General features: G+C 42.7%; 20 protein-coding genes and 1 pseudogene. 7 read left to right on the top strand and 14 right to left on the bottom strand.

The annotated features are described in order from the left end of the window. Together V7L01_RS29560 and V7L01_RS29565 are read right to left on the bottom strand one after the other, a co-directional pair. Positions 1-786: pseudogene (locus V7L01_RS29560) on the bottom strand (hypothetical protein); the annotation flags it as partial. Positions 787-895: 109 nt separating this feature from the next. Further along, positions 896-1,702, bottom strand: a complete 807-nt coding sequence (locus V7L01_RS29565; RefSeq protein ID WP_335041267.1) for a DUF5131 family protein — start codon at positions 1,700-1,702, stop codon at positions 896-898. 40 nt (positions 1,703-1,742) lie between these two features. Between V7L01_RS29565 and V7L01_RS29570 the strand changes: the two genes are divergently transcribed. Beyond that, on the top strand, positions 1,743-2,702 hold the full coding sequence (locus V7L01_RS29570) for a cytosolic protein (protein ID WP_335041270.1): 960 nt from the start codon (positions 1,743-1,745) through the stop codon (positions 2,700-2,702). A 65-nt stretch (positions 2,703-2,767) separates the two neighbouring features. Here V7L01_RS29570 and V7L01_RS29575 read toward each other — a convergent pair whose 3' ends face one another. From V7L01_RS29575 to V7L01_RS29630, 12 genes are all read right to left on the bottom strand, one after another. Further along, a complete protein-coding gene (locus V7L01_RS29575) occupies positions 2,768-3,373 on the bottom strand; it encodes an MT-A70 family methyltransferase (protein ID WP_335041273.1) in 606 nt (201 codons plus the stop codon). After that, a complete protein-coding gene (locus V7L01_RS29580; protein ID WP_335041275.1) occupies positions 3,370-3,573 on the bottom strand; it encodes a hypothetical protein in 204 nt (67 codons plus the stop codon). The genes V7L01_RS29575 and V7L01_RS29580 overlap by 4 nt, the downstream gene beginning before the upstream one ends. Positions 3,574-3,576: 3 nt before the next feature. Continuing rightward, the gene (locus tag V7L01_RS29585; protein ID WP_335041277.1) at positions 3,577-4,032 is read right to left on the bottom strand and encodes a hypothetical protein; all 456 of its coding nucleotides are present in this window, start codon (positions 4,030-4,032) and stop codon (positions 3,577-3,579) included. A 2-nt stretch (positions 4,033-4,034) separates the two neighbouring features. After that, positions 4,035-4,331: a VVA0879 family protein gene (locus tag V7L01_RS29590; RefSeq protein ID WP_335041279.1), complete on the bottom strand. Its 297-nt coding sequence runs from the start codon at positions 4,329-4,331 to the stop codon at positions 4,035-4,037. Beyond that, positions 4,318-4,662 (bottom strand): hypothetical protein, encoded by a 345-nt coding sequence (locus V7L01_RS29595; protein ID WP_335041281.1) that lies wholly within the window; start codon positions 4,660-4,662, stop codon positions 4,318-4,320. The genes V7L01_RS29590 and V7L01_RS29595 overlap by 14 nt, the downstream gene beginning before the upstream one ends. A 64-nt stretch (positions 4,663-4,726) precedes the next feature. Further along, a complete protein-coding gene (locus V7L01_RS29600) occupies positions 4,727-5,620 on the bottom strand; it encodes a hypothetical protein (RefSeq protein WP_335041284.1) in 894 nt (297 codons plus the stop codon). A 43-nt stretch (positions 5,621-5,663) separates the two neighbouring features. Next, positions 5,664-6,122, bottom strand: a complete 459-nt coding sequence (locus V7L01_RS29605) for a DUF1392 domain-containing protein (protein WP_335041286.1) — start codon at positions 6,120-6,122, stop codon at positions 5,664-5,666. Continuing rightward, entirely contained in the window at positions 6,119-6,517 is a 399-nt protein-coding gene (locus V7L01_RS29610) for a helix-turn-helix domain-containing protein (protein WP_335041288.1), read from the bottom strand. Before V7L01_RS29610 ends, V7L01_RS29605 begins: the two co-directional genes overlap by 4 nt. A 218-nt stretch (positions 6,518-6,735) precedes the next feature. Next, complete coding sequence (locus V7L01_RS29615) at positions 6,736-7,128, bottom strand: hypothetical protein (protein WP_335041290.1); 393 nt, start codon at positions 7,126-7,128, stop codon at positions 6,736-6,738. Between the two features lie 22 nt (positions 7,129-7,150). After that, on the bottom strand, positions 7,151-7,351 hold the full coding sequence (locus V7L01_RS29620) for a hypothetical protein (RefSeq protein ID WP_335041292.1): 201 nt from the start codon (positions 7,349-7,351) through the stop codon (positions 7,151-7,153). Beyond that, entirely contained in the window at positions 7,344-7,658 is a 315-nt protein-coding gene (locus tag V7L01_RS29625) for a hypothetical protein (protein WP_335041294.1), read from the bottom strand. The genes V7L01_RS29620 and V7L01_RS29625 overlap by 8 nt, the downstream gene beginning before the upstream one ends. A 114-nt stretch (positions 7,659-7,772) precedes the next feature. Further along, a complete protein-coding gene (locus V7L01_RS29630; protein ID WP_335041296.1) occupies positions 7,773-8,651 on the bottom strand; it encodes a hypothetical protein in 879 nt (292 codons plus the stop codon). A gap of 160 nt (positions 8,652-8,811) precedes the next feature. Between V7L01_RS29630 and V7L01_RS29635 the strand changes: the two genes are divergently transcribed. The 6 genes from V7L01_RS29635 to V7L01_RS29660 all read left to right on the top strand — a co-directional run bounded on the left by V7L01_RS29635 (position 8,812) and on the right by V7L01_RS29660 (position 19,633). After that, positions 8,812-9,051: a helix-turn-helix domain-containing protein gene (locus V7L01_RS29635; protein ID WP_225892625.1), complete on the top strand. Its 240-nt coding sequence runs from the start codon at positions 8,812-8,814 to the stop codon at positions 9,049-9,051. A 144-nt stretch (positions 9,052-9,195) separates the two neighbouring features. After that, positions 9,196-10,083 carry a hypothetical protein gene (locus tag V7L01_RS29640; protein ID WP_335041298.1) on the top strand — a complete coding sequence of 296 codons (888 nt, stop codon included), beginning with the start codon at positions 9,196-9,198 and terminating at the stop codon, positions 10,081-10,083. A gap of 145 nt (positions 10,084-10,228) precedes the next feature. Next, positions 10,229-10,870 (top strand): hypothetical protein, encoded by a 642-nt coding sequence (locus V7L01_RS29645; RefSeq protein ID WP_335041300.1) that lies wholly within the window; start codon positions 10,229-10,231, stop codon positions 10,868-10,870. A 65-nt stretch (positions 10,871-10,935) separates the two neighbouring features. Further along, positions 10,936-11,448, top strand: coding sequence for a hypothetical protein (locus V7L01_RS29650; RefSeq protein ID WP_335041302.1), 513 nt, complete (start codon positions 10,936-10,938; stop codon positions 11,446-11,448). A 398-nt stretch (positions 11,449-11,846) separates the two neighbouring features. Then, the gene (locus tag V7L01_RS29655; protein ID WP_335041304.1) at positions 11,847-14,840 is read left to right on the top strand and encodes a DEAD/DEAH box helicase; all 2,994 of its coding nucleotides are present in this window, start codon (positions 11,847-11,849) and stop codon (positions 14,838-14,840) included. Further along, entirely contained in the window at positions 14,840-19,633 is a 4,794-nt protein-coding gene (locus tag V7L01_RS29660) for a hypothetical protein (RefSeq protein WP_335041306.1), read from the top strand. Before V7L01_RS29655 ends, V7L01_RS29660 begins: the two co-directional genes overlap by 1 nt. Position 19,634 lies beyond the last annotated feature (1 nt).

The following is a 19,634-nucleotide window of genomic DNA, read 5'->3' on the forward strand; positions in this document are numbered from 1 at the left end:
CGACCCCGCCGCAATAGTTGATCCTCTTGACGGGTTATCGGTTTGTTGCGAAGACTCGGAATTTTTTGACAACGAAGTGGGTTGTTGTGGGGTTGGTTCTTCTGGGGTTGATTCTTCTAAGCTTGGTTTTTCTGGAATTGGTTCTTCAAGTTCAATTTCTTCCGTTGTTAAATCAAGTTCTTCTTTTTCACACACACACTCTTGGGTGGGGGGCGCGGGTGGCGAAGCCAGGGGCGCGTCCTTGAGTGGATAGACTTCAATTGGATAATCTTTAATTGGATAATCTTTGGGTGTCCCCCCAGCACTACCGGGGTGTTCCCCCAACACTACCGGGGGTGTTCCCCCAGCACTACCGGGGTGTCCCCCCAGCACTCCCCCTAGTGTCCCCCCAACACTACCTAAATCTTTCTTTCCTCTGATTAAGGAAGACGGTTTTAATGGATTAGGGAACCAGTCTTCCATGTCCGTAAGACTGTAATGATTTGATGTTTGTAGCCCATTATTCTCTCTGCTGGTTTTTGTGATCAAATTCCAACAGATAAGTTCATTTACTGCTGCGATCGCTTTTCGCCGTAAAGTGTCGGTTGGTGAATTTGGAAAAGACCCCCGAAAGCAGAACTCACCAATGGATTTGTAGGAAGGGAAAGCATTGTTATCACAACCGGCTCGACGGCACAAGTGGCAGTAAACACGATATGCCTCCATTGTTAATGGCAAATCGTCAAGCTTACTATCCATATAAATATGGCGTTTTCTTCTGTTATCGCTAAAGCTGTCGGTAGTCATCTTTTAAACCCTCCAGCAATGTTTATTTTTTTTGTTAAACTCATCGTTAGAACCCTACAAAAAACTTTTCCTTCCCCCGCCTCTGAAAAGCAGTGTGGGGGATTTGCTTTTACTCTCGTACCGGAACAGGAAATTCCCTAACCTGTAATTCTTGTGGAAACTCTTCAATGTCTCCCCCTTTTTTGTCGCGGGTTTTGAATCGCTGTCCCCCAAATATTGCATTAGCCCCCAACTGCTTCACAAACACAGGTGTTTTAGCCGCGTGACATTGTTGGACAATCGATTCGAGCCATTCGATGTGGCATGGTCTGGAATTTGGGCCAGACTCACCACCAATAATTACTAACTGAACATCATTCAAATAGTGAGTGATATTGCCCAAATCTTCTAGCAACGGTTCAACTGACCAGAAGCGAATTAAAGCCGGAATTTGAGCAAGAAATTGACTACGTTCTTCTAAAATACGGCGATTTTCAATAGAAGTGCCAACCCAAATATTTAAAGGCAATTTGTCTAATCCATGACAGGAGAGCCATTCATCCATAGATGACAGCATGATTTCTGGGCGTTTGGTGAGAATCTGAAATACTTGATTGGGAGCAACGAACATTCCATCTAGCATTTCATGTTGCCACAAACGCGGAACCCATTCACCGAAAACATCAGTCATTGAAGAAACGAAATGCTTCTTAGGTTTCCTTTGGAATCCCCATTTCCGAATAGCTTCTGTATCTAACACTAGTTCTGGTGGTTGCCCAGAGTAGGGTTGCTTATTCCCACCAAAGAAAGAATTTTGATTCAGCTTTTCGCTATAGCAATTTTTACATCCCTCTGAGATTTTTTGACACCACCAACCGCCTCCCTTGGCACGGATGATATTATCTGTTAAGTCTGTCCATTCTATGTTTGTTGGCATAAATACCTCTGAAATTTGAAATTAGACAATACATTTGAAAATGGCTAAGAAAACACCTCTTACTGAATACGATTCTCCTTGGAAGCAAATACTACAGTTGTATTTTCAAGACTTCATGTTGTTCTTTTTTCCCCAAGCGCATAGTGAAATTGATTGGAGTCGTGGTTTTGTATTTCTTGATCAGGAGTTACAACAGGTAGTCAGAGATGCGGAGTTAGGAAAGCGATTAATTGACAAATTGGTGAAAATTTACCGCATTGGGGGTGAAGAATCTTGGCTATTGATCCATGTCGAAGTCCAAAGCCAGGAAGAAAGCGATTTCCCGAAACGTATGTTTGTATACAACTATCGGATTTTTGACCGTTATAACCGTTCAGTTGCATCATGCGCGGTACTGGGAGATGAGAATATAAACTGGCGACCAAATCAATTTGGTTATGAATTATTTGGCTGCACAGTTAATTTTCAGTTTCCTGTGATCAAGCTGCTAGACTATCAGCAAAGGTTGTCGGAGCTAGAAGCCAGTCGTAACCCCTTTGCTACGGTGGTAATGGCTCACTTGGCAGCAGTGCAAACCCGCAGTAATAGGTCGCAAAGGAAACAATCAAAACTGAATTTAGTGCGTCGGTTGTATGAGCAAGGGTTTGAACGCGAGGCTGTTGTTAACCTTTTGGCTTTTATTGACTGGATGTTGACGCTACCATTAGATTTAGAGCGAGAATTTCAACGGGAAGTAGAACAATTAGAGGCAGAACAACGTATGCAGTACGTGACATCATTTGAGCGAATTGCCCGAATGGAAGAATTGGTAGAAGCAATAAAATTAGGCTTGGAACTCAAGTTTGGCCCTGAAGCATTAAACCTAGTGCCAGAAATTTCATCGTTGGAAGACGTTGAACTATTAAGAGCAGTGAGAAATGGGATAAAAACAGCAACTACAGTCGATGAATTGCGTCAAATATACCAGTCCTCTACAACTGACAATCCGCCAGAAAATTAGCATTGAAGAATTTAATATTTAGTTTTCTAGGTTCAGTACACTTTAAGTGCTTAAATTAGCTCTAATTAAGCACTTAACGAAGTATCTCCATCACGTTCTTCAACAGGCTGATCAAACTTCAGAGCCTCATCACCCCAACAATCCCAGCCAACTCTAGACTCGCGTGCGAACATCTCCAGCTTTGTTATGTCTGGACACAGTTTGTCTACGAGTTGATAGAAATTTTCGGGCTTACGGGAATGCTCACGGCGGGGTGAGTGTAAAATGCTTGACTGGTTTGTAAGTGTCCGTCCAGCAAAAGCTTTGACATTCCCACGAACAGCCAAAGCGCAATGTTCGGTCGAGTTTCGCAGCCAATGACCAACACCTAGATGTGTTTTAGTGCCGTCTTTGGTGACTTTTTCCCAAGTCAAAATAGTCTTGAGTTCAAATCCCCATGTTTGCAAGCATTGAGCCGCTTCGACCATGTGATTGTTTGTAAACCAGAGCCAGAGGATACAGCCATTGCTCCCGCATAATTCGGGAATGGGCAGAGCCAGAATTTCCTCAGTCCGCATTGGTTGATAGGGGATGCGGTTGCGGTGAGTTTTGTCTTTAGAACGAAGTCTGTAGAACCAGGGAGGATCTATAACAATGCACTGGTAATGGCCTTGTAGAGTTGTGAGTTTCATGCTGCCTCCTGCGGTTGTTGAACAATCGTTGCGCTGATGGATTCAAAATCAACCTGAAATATGTTTAAATCAGTAGTTATTTCGCCGGAATTATATCGGTCTGTGATGACTTGTTTGATGGCTTCTTCTGCCAATCCATCAGGTAGATAAATGTGTGCTTCGCTAATAACTTTTTCAACTACTTGAACTACGACTTTCATAAATTACTCCTGAAACTGAATTCGGCTTAAGGTTTGTAAATCTACAGCAAGCGTGTTTAAGAAATCTTGGAGTTCTTGGGTTACTTGCTCCTTAGTAATTTCTTTTTCAGAAACGTAAATTCTTGTATTTCCACGGGTAACTTCTACACGGGTGGTATTTATTGCAGGTGAAGTCAGAAGAGTTAAAGTAAAATCCTTATATTTGCAGAAGTAATACTGGCGGTTTTCACTCAATGATTGCCCTTGTTGCCAAGTAATAATTTCTGTATCGCCGTCGTCAGCAAGCGCAAATTCTACTTCTTCAACAGCAGTGAACGCCATTTTTACACAAGCTTTCTCAGCCGGATGAGTTGCATCTTGCATTCGGTAGTCTTGTCGAACTACATAACCTTGGATTCTATAAAAGGCTTTTGCCAGTTTTTCAATGAGTGCATCTTTTTGAAATAATCCCAGTTCCATATTTAAACTCCGAATTCAAAAACTTTAGTTCCATCAACATCAACGGGATTAATTTGAATTAATCCGCCGCCAGCATAATTACAAGGAATCTTACGCTTATCCTTATCATCGAAAGCCTCTTTACAAACTGGCATCCATCGCCCTACACAAGAAAATCCTGCGGCAGAAGATGGAGCAACTGCTTTTTTGTAATCCGCAACAGTAGCAATATGACCACAGTATGGGCATTTGAATTTCCATTGCATTACGTCTTTACCAAATAGTTTTTCTCCAAGATTTAGCCATTCATCTCGCGTCATTTTCCACCTCTCTTACTCCTGCTGACAATGCTTCTTCTACTGTTTCATAACTGCCACTCAAATATGGGTCGTCAGAAAACTCATTAAACATACAAACTCCACCCCCGTAAGTTAGAGAAAAGGAATATCGTGAAATGTCCATTGGGCAAAACCAAACTGAAACATAATGATTCCCTTTCATGGGGCCTCGACTCATATAAACTTTGGTTTGCAGTAACGGATTTCTGGCTTGTTTCACTTCCCAGGAATAATCGCAGCGCTCACAGTAGACGACTTTTTCTTGTGGGTTCTTTCGATAGATTTCCTGACTTCCACAGTTAAGGCAGTTCATTATTGTTAACCTTTAAATCAATTTCCTTTCACTCCTAAAATTGTCGGGTCTGTTTAATAATCAATCAAGCAGTAACTACAGCTTTCTTGTTAGCGAAAGCACCTGCCTGCCTTAGCGCTGCACCAGGGCTAGGGTGAGCAAAGAACTCTTCTACAGCTTTGGTCAACCCAGCCGCAACAGCCGGATCATGGCAAGCGTAGACATAGATGGGCTGTTGAACGCCATTAACCAATCGTGTTTCTTGGCGTGAGCCTAATTGTGGGTAAAATGTTCTCACCCATGTGCCTAAATGTCCTCGATAGTGAGCGCCGCTCAGGGGGACTTTCTTTCCAAGTTCGCTCTCTGCAAAGTTGACCACGCCAAGCCACTTTTCTTGTGTGGCGGTTAAGGACTGTCTGTTGTAGTCAGCTATCAGATTGGCGGCGAAGTCTTTGCAATTCTGTTCCATGTATGGGTTGAGTCTGCCACCAGTTAACTCAGCTAAAGTTTTCATTGCCTCGACAAGAGTATGCAATCGTTGTTCAACTGGGGGAAGGGCTGGTGTAGGGGGTTGTTCTTGTGGTTGAGTAGCGGGTTTTGTCCAGCCCATAATGTCTTGCATCCAGGCACGAACACCGATACTTTCAAATGCTTCACAGGCTAATCTTGCTTGTTCGCTGCATCTTTTTCCCGCTTCGTAGCCGTAATAGTGAAGTATGGCGGCAACTGCTACGTCAGGGATACCAGACTGCGACCACCCTAAAATCTCTACGGCTTCAAATCCTTTACGGATAAGCTTTTCAACCAGTTTAGACCCAGAATTGTCTACAGCAGTTTTGAGACTTCTGACTAATCCAGTAGCATCGATATTGGCAAGTCTTGCTGTAGCTCGAATACTAGCTTTACCGTGTCCTGAAGCATCAACAGTGATTTCTTGCTTTATCTGTTCAATAATTTGAGCTACTTCGATTTGTGACATAACTTTAGTTGGGTAATAAATTTTCGTTGTTGATTAGAGAGAGTTAGACATTCACCCGCACTAAACTTTTCTCACCAACCAGTGAGAAACGATTCGATATAGTCCGTGATTGAGTTAAGGTTGGCAACACCAATTCAACAAGGTAAAACCAAGAATTATTCACCAGCCCAATCCCTAAAATCAGCCGTTGTTTTGCTCCCTTATCGTGAGAACAGAGCATTACTCTTTCGCCCAAAACGAAAGTAGGTTTTTGCACGGTGAGAGTTTCTAATTCTCCAGTCCCGATGATTTGGTTTTCTGTGGCGTGGAGTATTTCATTACGGCAGTCAATTGAATAAATCCAGCACTCATGCTTCCATTGCATACCACAGCAATAACCAAATGTTCTTGTGGTTCGTAAATATACTCTCTCCAGTAAATTCACCTCAACAGGTGGAATTGTTCCACGCCAAGGTGGAGAAATATACCAACTTGTTAAGAGTGCATTAATATGGTCAATCATGCTTTTTTCCCTAATAAGTAATTAATGGCTTCGGTATCGAGAGCAGCAATACGTTTTTTAATTGATTGTGGGGGATTGTCAAAAAACTGTTTGAGATGCCATCTACGGACTTGATAATGTCTAGCAGAACGTTTTGTTGCTTTAAGCCATCCTCGCTTTACCCATCTGCAAACAGTTGATAAATTCAATTGAAGAACTTGAGCAATTTCTTTACAAGAATAGTTATCAAGGGTGGGACGTGCGGAATAACCTAAGCTATTTAACTTCAGGTAAATTGCAACTGGTGTGCGATAGAATCCTCGTCTTTTTAGGCTTGAGGCTATTTGCTTAATTGTATATACTTCAGCTTTTGTCTCAATAATTTCTAGTTCTTCATCACTCCATTTGATATTCATTTGATTACCTCCTTCTCTTGTAGCAGGTGTAGGACTCCCCATTTACTTCCCCCTGATTGACAAATAAATAGATGGGTTCAGGAGGGTTGGATAAACTTAGTTTGATTTCAGTAACCATATTTTATTGACCTGTGCAATAATTAGTGGTTTGTAGCGTAAACTTTCAGTGCTTTACGATTGCTTGAAGAAAAGCTGATATTCAAGCAATCGCTTCTTTACTAAACAGAAGGCTGTTGATTCTGGTCTAACTCCCATTGCAGATAATTGAGCGCAGTTTGAGCATCCGCAACGTTTAAGTCAGGTTGATATCCCTCGTCCAGCAGTTGTTTGTAGTCTGGGTGCGTAGCAATAAGAGATATCAGAGTTTGAGCTTGTTCAACTAATTGCTGGAGATTGGGATTAGACATCTCAATGCCAAGCCGTGAACATAAATCCTCTACCTTTACACCTATTGTTCCTGGTTCAATCTCTGTTGCTAATTCTTCAAGTAGAGCTTGAAAGCTAGGGTGTTCATCATTGATTTCAATCTCAATCAAATCTGCGCTCTGTGTAACGACAGTTGCCCAATTAGGTAAAGTCTGTGGAATGGTTTTTGCGTAAAGTTTCATCATTGTGTCCTCTGGGATTAATAACTTAAAAATCCTCGGCAATCTCCAACAAAAAACCGCGTCCCGTGTTCTGTACTTGCACCAGTTCTTTATCCAGCAGTGTTTGAATGACTGAATTGGAGAATTGGAATTGCAACCGATGTAATGGCACACAACCACCGCAAAACTGAAGCACACGCAGCAAATGATTGGCTCTACGGTCAAAACTGTTTGTAGAATTAGCCATTGTTTGCACCTTGAGTTAATACAGTTAACTGTTGTTGCAGGATGGAGATTTGACGCTGATAGAATTCAATTTCTGCGGTAATTTGTGTGAACAATTCCTGTGGGGAGAGCGGTTGGATTTGATTCTCTTGCAAGTACGATATCTCGTCAGAATTCTTGTTAGGCATCAATACATAACGCCATCCTTCATCAAACTGTTCAGCTAATTCAGTACCATTCGGGTAGCAATAAAGCCCTAGAATGATACCGTCTTTAGTACGTTGATCCAAAGCAAAGCGAGGGTAGCCCCAGTGTTGGGGGATTGACATCGTGGGTTGCATATTTGTAATGAGTGAATGATTAGGGGAAGGGGGAAAGGGCAATATCAATTCGCAATTTCCAATTTGCAAGTCGCAGTTTAATTGCGAAAAAGCGAATTGGAATTACGCTGTTACAGGCTCCCGTAACCGTTGCCAGTTTTGAGCGGTTAACTGTTCAAAGGATAGGTCTAGCAATTGCTCACAGTTAGCCGCTTCAGCAGAGAGCAACTGCTGTAATTCCTCAGTAGTTAGTTGCTCTAAGGGTCGGTCTTGCAAGTATTTGTGAACTGGTTCAGCCAGTGACGTATCCACTATCGACAGCGATCGCACAGCATCAAGCACCGAGTTAGAATACTGCTGCTGGACTGAATAACGCCTTTTCACCCACCAGTTACCATCAGTGCATCCGACTTGCCCCAGTTTCACGCCGTTGTTGTTGTAAATGCCATCATTGAGAATTTCAAAACCATACTTCTGGCACTCGTTGAAGATATGCGCCATGATTCGGTTTTCAGTAGTGCAGGGTGTTGCTTCTTGCTCTTGCACTGGCAGCGTACCATCTTTGTAGTGAGTGCAGATGAAGCGATCGCAACGCATTAGAGTGTTAGTACGGAATATTTCTTTACCGTTGACCATTACTACCCAGCGTTGCGTTAAATGGTTGTCGTCATGGCTGATGCTGGCTACCAGTTTGTCATCAGCGTAATATTCGTGATGGTCAAAAGAGATTTCGACTATTCTGAGGGGTTCGGGAGCTATAACTTGGGCTTGGTCGGCGATGTAGCTGTCGAGTTCGGCTTGGGCTGCGGCTTGTTCGTCGGGGGCAGCAGGGGTGAGTTTCTGAATCTTGCTTGCCTGATAGTTAACAATGGCGGAAATCCAGGCATCCTTACAGCGTTTGTCGCTTACTTCGACTGTGCAGCCGATTTCGCTGTAGATTTGCTTGAGTCGGGCAATGGATTTCAGTTGCAGCTGTTGTTGGCTGTAGATTTGGTATGTCATGATTGATTAAGTTCCTAACGGGACGGAAAGCGCTTCAGATTGGTAGTCGGGGCGCTTTCTTTATAATGGTAATCCTATAATATCATTATAGTAATGTCAATATATGTGTAATGTTACGATATTAATATTGCTCTAATGCGTTGTATAAAGGAGGCGTTACATGTCACAAAATCAACTATTAATGAAGGTAGGCTGGGAAATAGATGTTCCTGAGTTGGGGCAACGCATCCGAGATGCAAGACATGAGTCAGGTCGTACTATTACTCAATTGGCTGCTGAGGCTGACATTTCTGTTGCCAATTGGTATGCAATTGAGCAAGAGCGGATAAAAGTATTGCCACTGCCTACCCTAAGACGAATTGAGCAGGTTTTAGGCATTGAGTTTGGGGTGCAACCGTGATTAGAGCAAAGATGATTGACCCTCAGACCATCAATCTTCTTGCTCTCCCCTCTGTTTTTTTAGAGACGGAGTTTCCAACCACGCCCAAAATATACGTTGCAATTGACCCTAAAAAAATATTGTCGAACTAGAGGGCGTGGAAATATGAATAGTCCACCTTCTAGACGCAAAAAAGCCGCATCTACCGATTCAACAAACGAGGATATTTCCCAGCAAGAAGACCCAGGTTCAGCAACAATTACAGTTAGTGCTGTTGAAGTAACAGAGTTGACCCAGGAGGAGCAAAGCGATCGCCTGCACTTGGAGAGGAAAGTGGAGAGGGCATTTTTTGAGGCGGGGAAGGCATTAATGGAATTACGGGATCGCAAGTTATATCGCTCTACTCACAAAACCTTTGAGGAGTATTGCCGCGATCGCTTTGGCCATAATCGTCGCCAGTCTTATCTTCTAATGGATGCAGCAGTAATATTTGATAACTTAGAGCAAAAATGTGATCGTTCCGATCACATTTTGCCGACTAATGAGTGGCAAATCAGGCCACTGTCCAAGTTAGACCCGGACATTCAGCCTGAAGCATGGGAGCAAGCTGTAGAGTCTGCCAAGGGTAAAGTACCATCTCATCGCATCGTCAAAGATGCGGTGCAGCGAATAATGGAACGTACTCAAGTACCTAACACCTATCAATTAGGCGAGGTATGCCAAATCTTAGCCAAAGATAATCCAGAACTCAGGGGCAAGGGTTGCTGCTGGGGGATTGTCAGCCAAGTAAATGAGTTCAGTTGCACGGTGAGGATGTGGGATGGCGAACACACGGTTGGGTTGCAACATCTGAAATCTTATGAATACTTGCCTGAAGAATGTGAGCAGATGCAGTTAATTAGCGATCGCATCAGTCGGGTGTATTCGAGTGGGCTGGAGGAGTCGGTGCAGAAGTTTTTGGAGTCGTTGGGGAAGCTGAACAGGGCTTATTTGACTGGACTGGAAGAGAAATTGTTAGGAGTGTTAGAGATGGAATGTAAAGAGCCTCGTTAATTAGAACTCTTTTATTTCCGTATTATTACTGTGAATAAAATAGTTGTATATATTACAATAATAAGGGATATATAGCTAAATATAAAAGCTTATGGCTTTTGCGCTTAAGAATAAAAATAAGAGCTAATACTTTTGTTATACACAAATGAATGTAAAAGAATATCAAGTTAGCATTCTCTCTCAGGGGATTCGTATAGGGCAGGTAGATCCAGACGAACCTTTTCAAAGAATTATTATTCCTCAAGAAAAAGTGCTAGATATTCCTGAAAAAGCTTGGCTAGAGATAGCTTGTATGGCTAACTATACAAAATCCCATAACTTTATTGTAGAACTATCAGACGAGCAGATTAAAGAAATAAAGCAAAAAAGGATAATAACAGAAAATTATCGTCCACCGATTGAGAATGCACCAGATAATCTAAAATGTCTAACTACTCATGCTCCTTTTGCTTATGCAATTGTCATGGGTAAAGAAGAGATGGAGATTCGACTAAAAAACACGAATCATCGTGGATGGACATTAATTCAAGCTGGATTGTCAATGGACAGTGATGAAGCTTTTAAAGAATATAATATTTCTCCTAATGTACAAAGAGGATGTATTATTGGCGCAGCTGAATTAATTGATTGCCGATATAGTGAACCTTGTTATGTATACACATTTATTAACCCTACAGGTTTTAAAAATTTTATACCGATAAAAGGAAAACAATGTCCTTTGTGGGGTGCAAGCAATCCCGTCGAAAAAGCTGCATTTACTCAAGCTTGGAATCAAATAGAGCGATAATTCAAGGATTAAAATGAATTACTAATTTAATTAAAAATTTTATAATCATAAGGTTTAACTTAGAAATGCAAAAAAAAAATTATGGGGTCGCTCTATCTCCAAGTATGGCTTATTATGTTTTGATTGGAGAAATACCGATAGTATTTTTTAGTGAATGCTATAGTGATGCTGATTATTTTTTAATTCATTCCGCTTCATATTTAGATGAGTCAGATAAAGAAGAATGTGAAAATGCACTTGTTGCTGAGGGATTATGTAAAAATATTGTTCCAGTAAATTCTATTATTGGTACAGCAAAGGCCGAAATAATTGAATATGATGAAGAGAGATTTAAGGCAGATGTTAATAAGCACAATCAAGGTACAGACTTATCTAACTTCAAGGCTCAAAATCAATGGGGAGATGAACCTGTTTTTGGATATGAGTTTAAAGAAATATTTAAGTTACCTAAACCGATACTAGGGATAACAGATGATATAGATCAATTTATTGTATGGGAACCAGAGTCTCCATTTGAGGAATTATGTTTCAAGATTGCTTTAAATGCGAGGTTCATAAAGCACTTAGTTAAACATTAATTTTGTACATACAGAAAATTTTAAAAATACTTTAGTGAGCGTTTTAGCTTCGATGGGTATCATGTCATGACTATCTTATTGGTATATAACCACTAATTTGAAAACTTGAATTTTACTAAAATACTTGAATTTTACTAAAATCTTTAGTCGAGCAACTTATATGTACTAATTAGACAGTCATGGGCGATCACCTGCATAAGTGAATGGAAATTTTACAATTGCATAAGCTCAATTTAAATTACATAGTGCGGTTAGACAGTTTACTTAATGTGATTGCAGCCAAATTTTTGGTGTAGTTTGCTGCTTTATCCATTAGGTTCTCAGTAAATCCAGCATTGACCGTCAGTTAGTAGTAGGTTATTACAGATACAACCTATTACTTATATTATTTATTATTAATGCCCAATATTCTGCCCTTGGCTCCTGGAATGCGGGTTTTATGTCGTGATGCTGAATGGCTTGTACAGCGTATAAATGCCTCTAACGATGCAGGTACACAACATGCAGTGCAAGTAGTTGGAGTTGATGAACTGGTTCGAGGATATCAGGCAATTTTCTTGACTCAGCTTGACCAAATTGAGTCAGTAGATCCACGTAAGACTAGATTAATTGCTGATAATTCAAATGGTTTCCGTCGCTCCAAACTGTTCCTGGAAGCGCAATTGCGGCAGATGCCTGCGGCGGGGGAAGAAGCTGATCTCGAAGGGTTAGGTGCATTTGACCCTATGCCTTTTCAGATTATCGCAGTCAAGCGATCGCTGGAACAACTTCGACCTAGATTGCTACTGGCAGATGCGGTTGGATTGGGCAAGACTATACAGGTTGGCATGATCCTGACAGAGTTAATCCGTCGGGGACGGGCAAATCGGATTTTAGTTTTAACCAAAAAATCCATGCTGACACAGTTTCAAGCAGAACTTTGGAACCGTTTCAGTATTCCTCTAGTAAGGTTAGACTCTCAAGGCATTGCTAAATTAAGGTTACAGATTCCCACTAATAAGAACCCCTTTGAGGTTTATCATCGAGTCATCATCAGCATTGATACACTCAAGGATGTTGGACGCTATCGCCATTTCTTGGAAGATACTCGCTGGGATGTGGTGGTGATTGATGAAGCGCACAACGTTGCTGGGGCTAGTATTCCTGAGAATCATCAAGCCCATAGGTTAGCGCGGTTGCTGTCAAGGCGCACAGATAGTATGTTGCTGACGACAGCAACACCTCATAATGGTAAAAGAGAAACTTTTGGGCGTTTAATTTCCTTACTAGATCCATCAGCAATCCCTGATCCTCGTTATCGAGAGTATGATGCAGATGATATTCGTGGCTTCTACTTGATGCGCTTTAAAGAAGATGTGCGTCATCAAGCTGGGCTGCAACTTACTGAACGGTTTGTTGTACCCCTTCAGGAAACCACGGCGGAGGCGACAAGTGCAGAAGAAACTGCATACAGAATTTTGGGCGAACTGCGACAAGCAATCCAGACCCAAAAGGAAGAGTATTCAGAGTGGAGAAATCAGCGTTTAATTCAATATGGACTCTACAAACAGTTTCTTTCTAGCCCAGAATCTTGCGCTAGTACTGTTTCCAAACGACTGAAAAAACTGCAAGCTGAAAACCCTCAAAGTCCAGAAATACCTTATTTAAAAGGGCTAGAAACTGCCCTGAGAAAAATTGTATTAACTGATTCCTCCCGTTTTCAACTGTTGCTTAAACAACTGCAAGAAATTGACTGGAATGGCCAAGAGCGTAGTCCCCGCGTTTTGATTTTTACCGAGTATATAGAAACTCAGAAGGCGTTAACTGCTGCGATCGCTCAAGCATTTAATCTCAAACACAGCGACAAATTTGAAGACCAACCGCATCAGGCGATCGCTTCCATTAGTGGGGCTTTTCCAGATGTGCATTTAATGGCAGCAGTAGAAGCTTTTGGGACAAAATCTTCACCTGTGCGGATGATGATTGCCACCGATGTAGCATCCGAAGGGATTAACTTGCATCACCAATGCCATCACGTTATTCACTATGACTTACCCTGGTCGATTATCACCCTAATTCAACGCAACGGGCGAGTTGACCGCATTGGGCAAACCGAAACGTCAATTCTTCGGTATTTGATGGTTGAGACGAAAAACGGATTGCTAAAGGGAGATTCAGCTATTTTTGAACGGCTGATAGGCAAGGTAGAAGAAATTAACCGCAGTACTAGGTCTGGAGAAAGTTTGCTTCAGCTTTATGATCCGCAAAAGGAAGAAGAGTACATTGCCCAACAGGGCTTGTTGAAAGCAGATAGCAATGTTTTAGACAAGCGAGTGGGGCAGAGTGCAACTACATCCACAGAAGCCAACGACTTAGAATTAATCATTTCTGCAGGCAACCTTAAGGATGATGATGATTTAGTGGCGTTGTTGTTGGGCAGGGGGAGTGATGTTTCCTCTGAAAAAGTGGACTCTGTAGTGGTTAACAATAACAGCCGTATTCGTTTTTACAAAGATTTTGATTTCTTACTGGCAGCTTACCGCCTATTACAGGAATCCAATCAAGATTATTTACCCTTAGAAATTGAGGGGCGGATGCTGACACTTACAGCCCCTCCTGATTTAAAGCGTCGTTTGGGTGCGCCTTCACAGAAAAATGAGATCATTTTTGGTGGAACGGCAATTCCTCAAGAGGCATGGCAGGAAGGCGACCAGTTTCGGCTGACGGACGATGTGGAACGGGTGAAGCTGGCAATTACGGCTGCCCGCAATACTTCCGGTTACTGGTCTAAAGAACTGCTGTGTAGTGAAACTCACCCAATTATGCAGTGGCTAGTAGAGCGCTTGCTGATGCAGTTTGCACGGGGAGAAGCCCCTATTATCACTTCCAGAGAACTGGAAGAAGGGGAATTAGCATTTTGTTTTATTGGACAAGTACCATCAAAAGCAGGTACACCGTTGGTAGTGGATTCCCATTCTATCCGCATCCGCCCTGGTGGTCGCTGTGAAATGTCTCCTCTACAGAATACTTTGGCTGCCGCAGGATTTGAACGACTGGCAAATACAAAGACTCCAGCGCGAGTTGCTGCGGCTGAACTGTTAATTCCTGCGGCAGTAGAAGCTAGTTTAGAACATTTGCGATCGCTCGAAAAACAGCGTCAGGAAAAAGTGAAACCTCTACTGCAACAAGAAGAACAACGGCTGCAACAGTGGAGTCAGAAACGGCGAGAAATTATTGACCAGCACCTTGGAGAAATTGACCCCAACAGTGCCTCGGCTAAACGCTTGCAACGAGAGCGCGACGAAATGGACAAATATCTCAAAGACCGTCAGCAACATTGGCGCGATATGCACTTACTACCAGGGGAATCGCCCATTACTCGGTTAGTTTTGGTTATCGAAGGAGTGAAATAATGGTTTTAGATTTTGCGATTCACAATGTTGGTGAATACTATTCATCTCACTACCTTGATACGACGTTTTCCAAAGACGCACAAAAGTTTACTTCTTCGTGGAAGGAAGCAGGCGCAGCAGCATCACCCAGGCAATTGCAGAAGTTAGGACAGCGATACTTTAAAGCCAAAGCCCAAGCTATTGAAGAATTTGACTGGAATCAGCGACGCAATGCTGGTGTAGAAATCCAAGCTTGGCATTCCTACTTATTACAGGCAATTGGCTACAGCGACTTGGAAGCAATGGATTTGCCTGTGGAAAGTGGCGATGTCTACGTTCCAATTTTGGGACTATTACAGCGATTTGGACAACCTTGGTTGGTTGTCTGCGAGAGTGTGTTTTGCATTCCCGATGGCAGTTTGCCAGATGGCGCAGCCAGTGAAGACCCCTTAGAAGGAAAGCCATTACTAGAGCAATTGGTTGATTCTAACCACAAACTGGTACAAGGTGATTGGGGTCGGGCAGTTGGTGAGATTTTTAAAACAGAAGAACCACCGCGTTGGGTGATGATTCTGGCAGGAAGCCGGATACTGTTAATTGACCGCAAAACTTTTGCTAACGGACGCTGGTTGGCTTTTGATTTAGATGAAGCTTTTGGTCGGAACGAGAAAGCGACCTTTGAGCAAATCGCTACTTTCTTATCACGGGAAACGCTGGCTCCAGATAGTGAGTCTGTGGAATTATTGCATGATACCTTGGGAGAACAAAGCCACAAGCTGGCTCACGGGGTGACAGAAAACCTCCAGGTGGCGGTAAGAGAAGCAATTGAGTTACTAGCAAATGAATGGGTGAGCGATCGCCGTCGTCGCAGTTTAGGTATGATTAACCTGCGCCCAGAGGAAGCTTTACCTGATGGTTCAACTACTGTCACTGCCGAGCAACTGCGTCATGAAGCTTTGACTTTTGTGTATCGCCTGATATTCTGCTTCTACGCCGAGGCACATGGGGCGGAATTGGGTGTTTTACCAATCAATGATGATGCTTACCGTTTGGGCTACAGCTTGGAAGCATTGCGCGATTTAGAGTTAGTCCCACTCTCTGAACAGTCTGGTGAAGGAACTTATTTTCAGACACATTTAAATAGACTCTTCACCTTAGTCCACGAAGGATTTCACCCTCTGCACCAGAAAGAAAATCCCGGACAGTTGCAATTGCAACTTGCCCAACAACAACGGACTTTTGAGTTACCACCTTTAACTGCCACACTTTTTGACCCGAAAGCTACCCCATTGTTGAGTCGGGCGCAACTTTCCAACCGATGTTTGCAAAAGGTTATCCGTCTTTTGTCTCTCAGCTACGACGAAAAAACCAAAACTACCGGACGGGTAAACTACGCAGACCTGGGTATAAATCAGCTAGGTGCAATCTACGAAGGATTACTTTCTTACAAGGGGATGTTTGCCGAGCAAGATTTTCTCCAAGTAAAACGCGCTCAGGATGAATTTAGCAAGTCCAAAACCCAAACTTGGTTTGTCCCTAAAGAACGATTGGAGGAGTTCAAAAAAGATGAAGTAGAGCGGATAGAAGGCAAACCCCGGATTTATGCCAAAGGCTCATTTATTTTGCACCTGTCGGGATTGGATAGAGAGCAGAGTGCTTCTTATTACACGCCGGAAGTGTTAACCAAATGCTTAGTTGAAGAAACTTTGCGACCATTGCTGCAAGACTATACCCCAGAAGATGCCGACAAAATTCTGCAATTAACAGTCTGTGAGCCAGCTATGGGAAGCGGTGCATTCTTGAATGAAGCAGCAAACCAACTGGCACAAAAATACCTGGAATTGAAGCAGAAACAACTGAATCAATCGATTGAACCTGCGGATTTTCCTGATGAATTGCGTCGCGTTAGACACTACATCACAACCCGCAATCTTTACGGCGTAGACCTCAATCCCACGGCGGTAGAATTGGGCGCGTTGTCCTTGTGGCTCAACTCCATGCACCGGGCGAAGTTGATTCATGAAGATGGTAGGGAAGAATGGGTAAGGGGAGCAACGCCTTGGTTTGGCTTACGACTGCGAGCGGGTAACAGTTTAATTGGCGCACGCCGCGCAGTCTGGACAAAGGCGCAATTGTTGGCAGGAGTGCATCTCAAAAGCGGTAATGAAGCCGTGGAACCCCGTCAACTCCAGCCAGGAGAACAGCGAGGCAAAAACGAAGTTTATCACTACCTAGTGTTTGACCCTGATATGGTTCCGACTGCTGGCGATGCTTTGGTCAAGCAGTTTCATCCCCAACAAGTGCAGCAAGCTAAGGACTGGCACAAGAAAGAAGTCAAAAGCAAATGGACAGAAGTAGAGGTAAACTTAGCCCTGGCTGTTAGCGATTTAATTGACCAACACGAACAGCAATATGCCAAGGAACGGTTAGTAGCATTAGAGAAAACAGCTTGTCCTGGTAGTGTGTGGCCTCAACCCCCGGTAACAGAACCCGGCCCCAGTTTGGCGTTGCAGGAAGAGGTGAAGGCAAAACTAGAATCTACCTCTGGCAGTTTTCAACGGTTGAAATTGTTAATGGACTCTTGGTGTGCGTTATTTTTCTGGTCGATGGATGAAGTGGAGGCATTGCCAAGGCGAGAAGATTATTTAGAAGCAGCGCAGATATTGTTAGCGCCGGAAGGAGATTTAAGTATTAAAGCCTTTCGCTGGAATTTTGATGGGGCGAACTTGCTCAAAGCTACTGCACAGACTGATTTAGATACAGATTTGCTGTGTGCGGCGGTGTCTTGGTATCGCGTGAGTCGGGATGTTGCAGAGCAGGAGAGGTTTCAGCATTGGGAATTAGCGTTTTCTGAGGTGTTGGGGTGTGATGCAAGTCAGTCGAAAGGGTTTGATGTGATTTTAGGAAACCCGCCTTGGTTAAAGGTGTCTTGGACAGATGCAGCATTGTTGTGTGATTTCAATGTGATTTTAGGAGTTAGGGAAGCTAGAAGTGCAGAGTTTAATAAAGAACGGCCTCAACTTTTAAAAGTTGAGTTGAACAGAAGTATTTATTTAGATGCTCAAAAATCAAGTTTAGGAACAGTTGCGTTTTTAAATTGTCACCGACTTTATGAGGCTCTGCGAGGAAGTCAGACGAATTTATATAAGAATTTTATTGTTAAAAGTTGGGCTGTACTTGGACAAAAAGGATTCGGTGGACTCTTGCATCAAGAAAGCCCTTATGATGATGCGAATGGTGGGCGTTTACGAAATGCTTATTATCCTCGTCTTATAGGTCACTACCACTTTAAAAATGAGTTTAATTTGTTTTTGGATGTTCATCATGAAACAGATTTTAGCCTTAATATTTTTAGAGGAATTTCAAAAAATATTGAATTTATACATTTAGCTAATCTATACAATCCAATCACACTTAGTTCTTGCCGCAAACATCAAGAACCAGGAGAAATAATTCCGGGGCTAAAGACTAATGATGGTAAATGGGAGACAAAAGGACACATTGACCGCATCATTATAGTTACCGAAGAAACTTTGAAATTATTTCATGCTTTACTGGAAAATAGCACAGTGCCAGTTAAGGAATCTCGTCTACCACAAGTCCATGCACGTCAGCTAGTAACTGTTATCGACAAGATTAACAAAGCATCAAAATTGCTTCCTGAATTAGATGGTCAATATTTTGCTACAGAATTATTTCACGAATCTAATAGTCAAAGAGATGGAATAATTACGCGGCAAGACAACCCAAGTTTTCAACCTAAAAACACAGATGAATTTGTTCTTAGCGGCCCTCATTTTTATGTTGGAACACCTTTAAATAAAGTACCTAGAAATCATTGCAGCCATAGAAATGCTTACGATGATATTGATTTAACAGTAATATATGAAAACTATTTGCCAAGAGCAGTTTATCGTCCAGGGAATCAAAAGGGCGATCGCACTGCTTTTTATGCAGAGATTCCACAATGGCCAAATGAAAACTCTTTAACCTTAGCCTACCGCTTTGTGAGTCGAAATATGGTGAGTTGCAGTGCTGAGCGCACGTTAATTAGTGCCATTATTCCAACAGAAGTGACTCATATCAACACTGTAATCGCAGTCAATTTTTTAGAGAATTCTCAAATGCTTGGTTTTGCATCAAGTAGTTTCTCAATCATTTTTGACTTCATCAACCGCGCTGCTGGTCGTATTCATATTTTTGAGTCAGATTTAAAATTTCTCCCCAAAATTCAAAATTCTCACATCACCCCCATAATGCACCGAGGCTTACGCCTCAACGCCCTCACCCGTTCCTACGCCGATCTCTGGACATCCGTTGCTCTTACCGAAATCACCCAAGACAGTTGGGCAGTAGAAAACCCAATGCTAGACTCCTTTGAGTCTCCCTGGCACGAACTCGACCCCCAGCAATGGTTATGGCATTCACCCCTCCGCAGCGACTACTCCCGCCGCCAAGCCCTCCTCGAAATTGATGTACTGGTAGCCCTCGCCCTTGGTTTATCCCTCGACGAACTCACCACCATTTACCGCGTACAGTTCCCCGTGATGCGGCAATACGAACTCGGCGATGAATACGACGCAAAAGGTCAACGCCTCCCCAGCACTAACCGTAAAGCCCCTGGAGGTAAAGAAGTCCGCGAAGCTCGTAAAGATTGGAACGAAACTTCACCCCTCACCATAAGTTGGCAAATCAACGATGGTTTAGAAACAGTCACCAAAACCTTCTATCCGCCTTTTACAAAAGTTGACCGCGAAGCCGACTATACCCAAGCTTACGAAGTCTTGCAGAAACGTTATGGAGGCGGAGTTTAAT

It is taken from the genome of Nostoc sp. (genome assembly GCF_036917095.1).
GTDB lineage: Bacteria > Cyanobacteriota > Cyanobacteriia > Cyanobacteriales > Nostocaceae > Nostoc.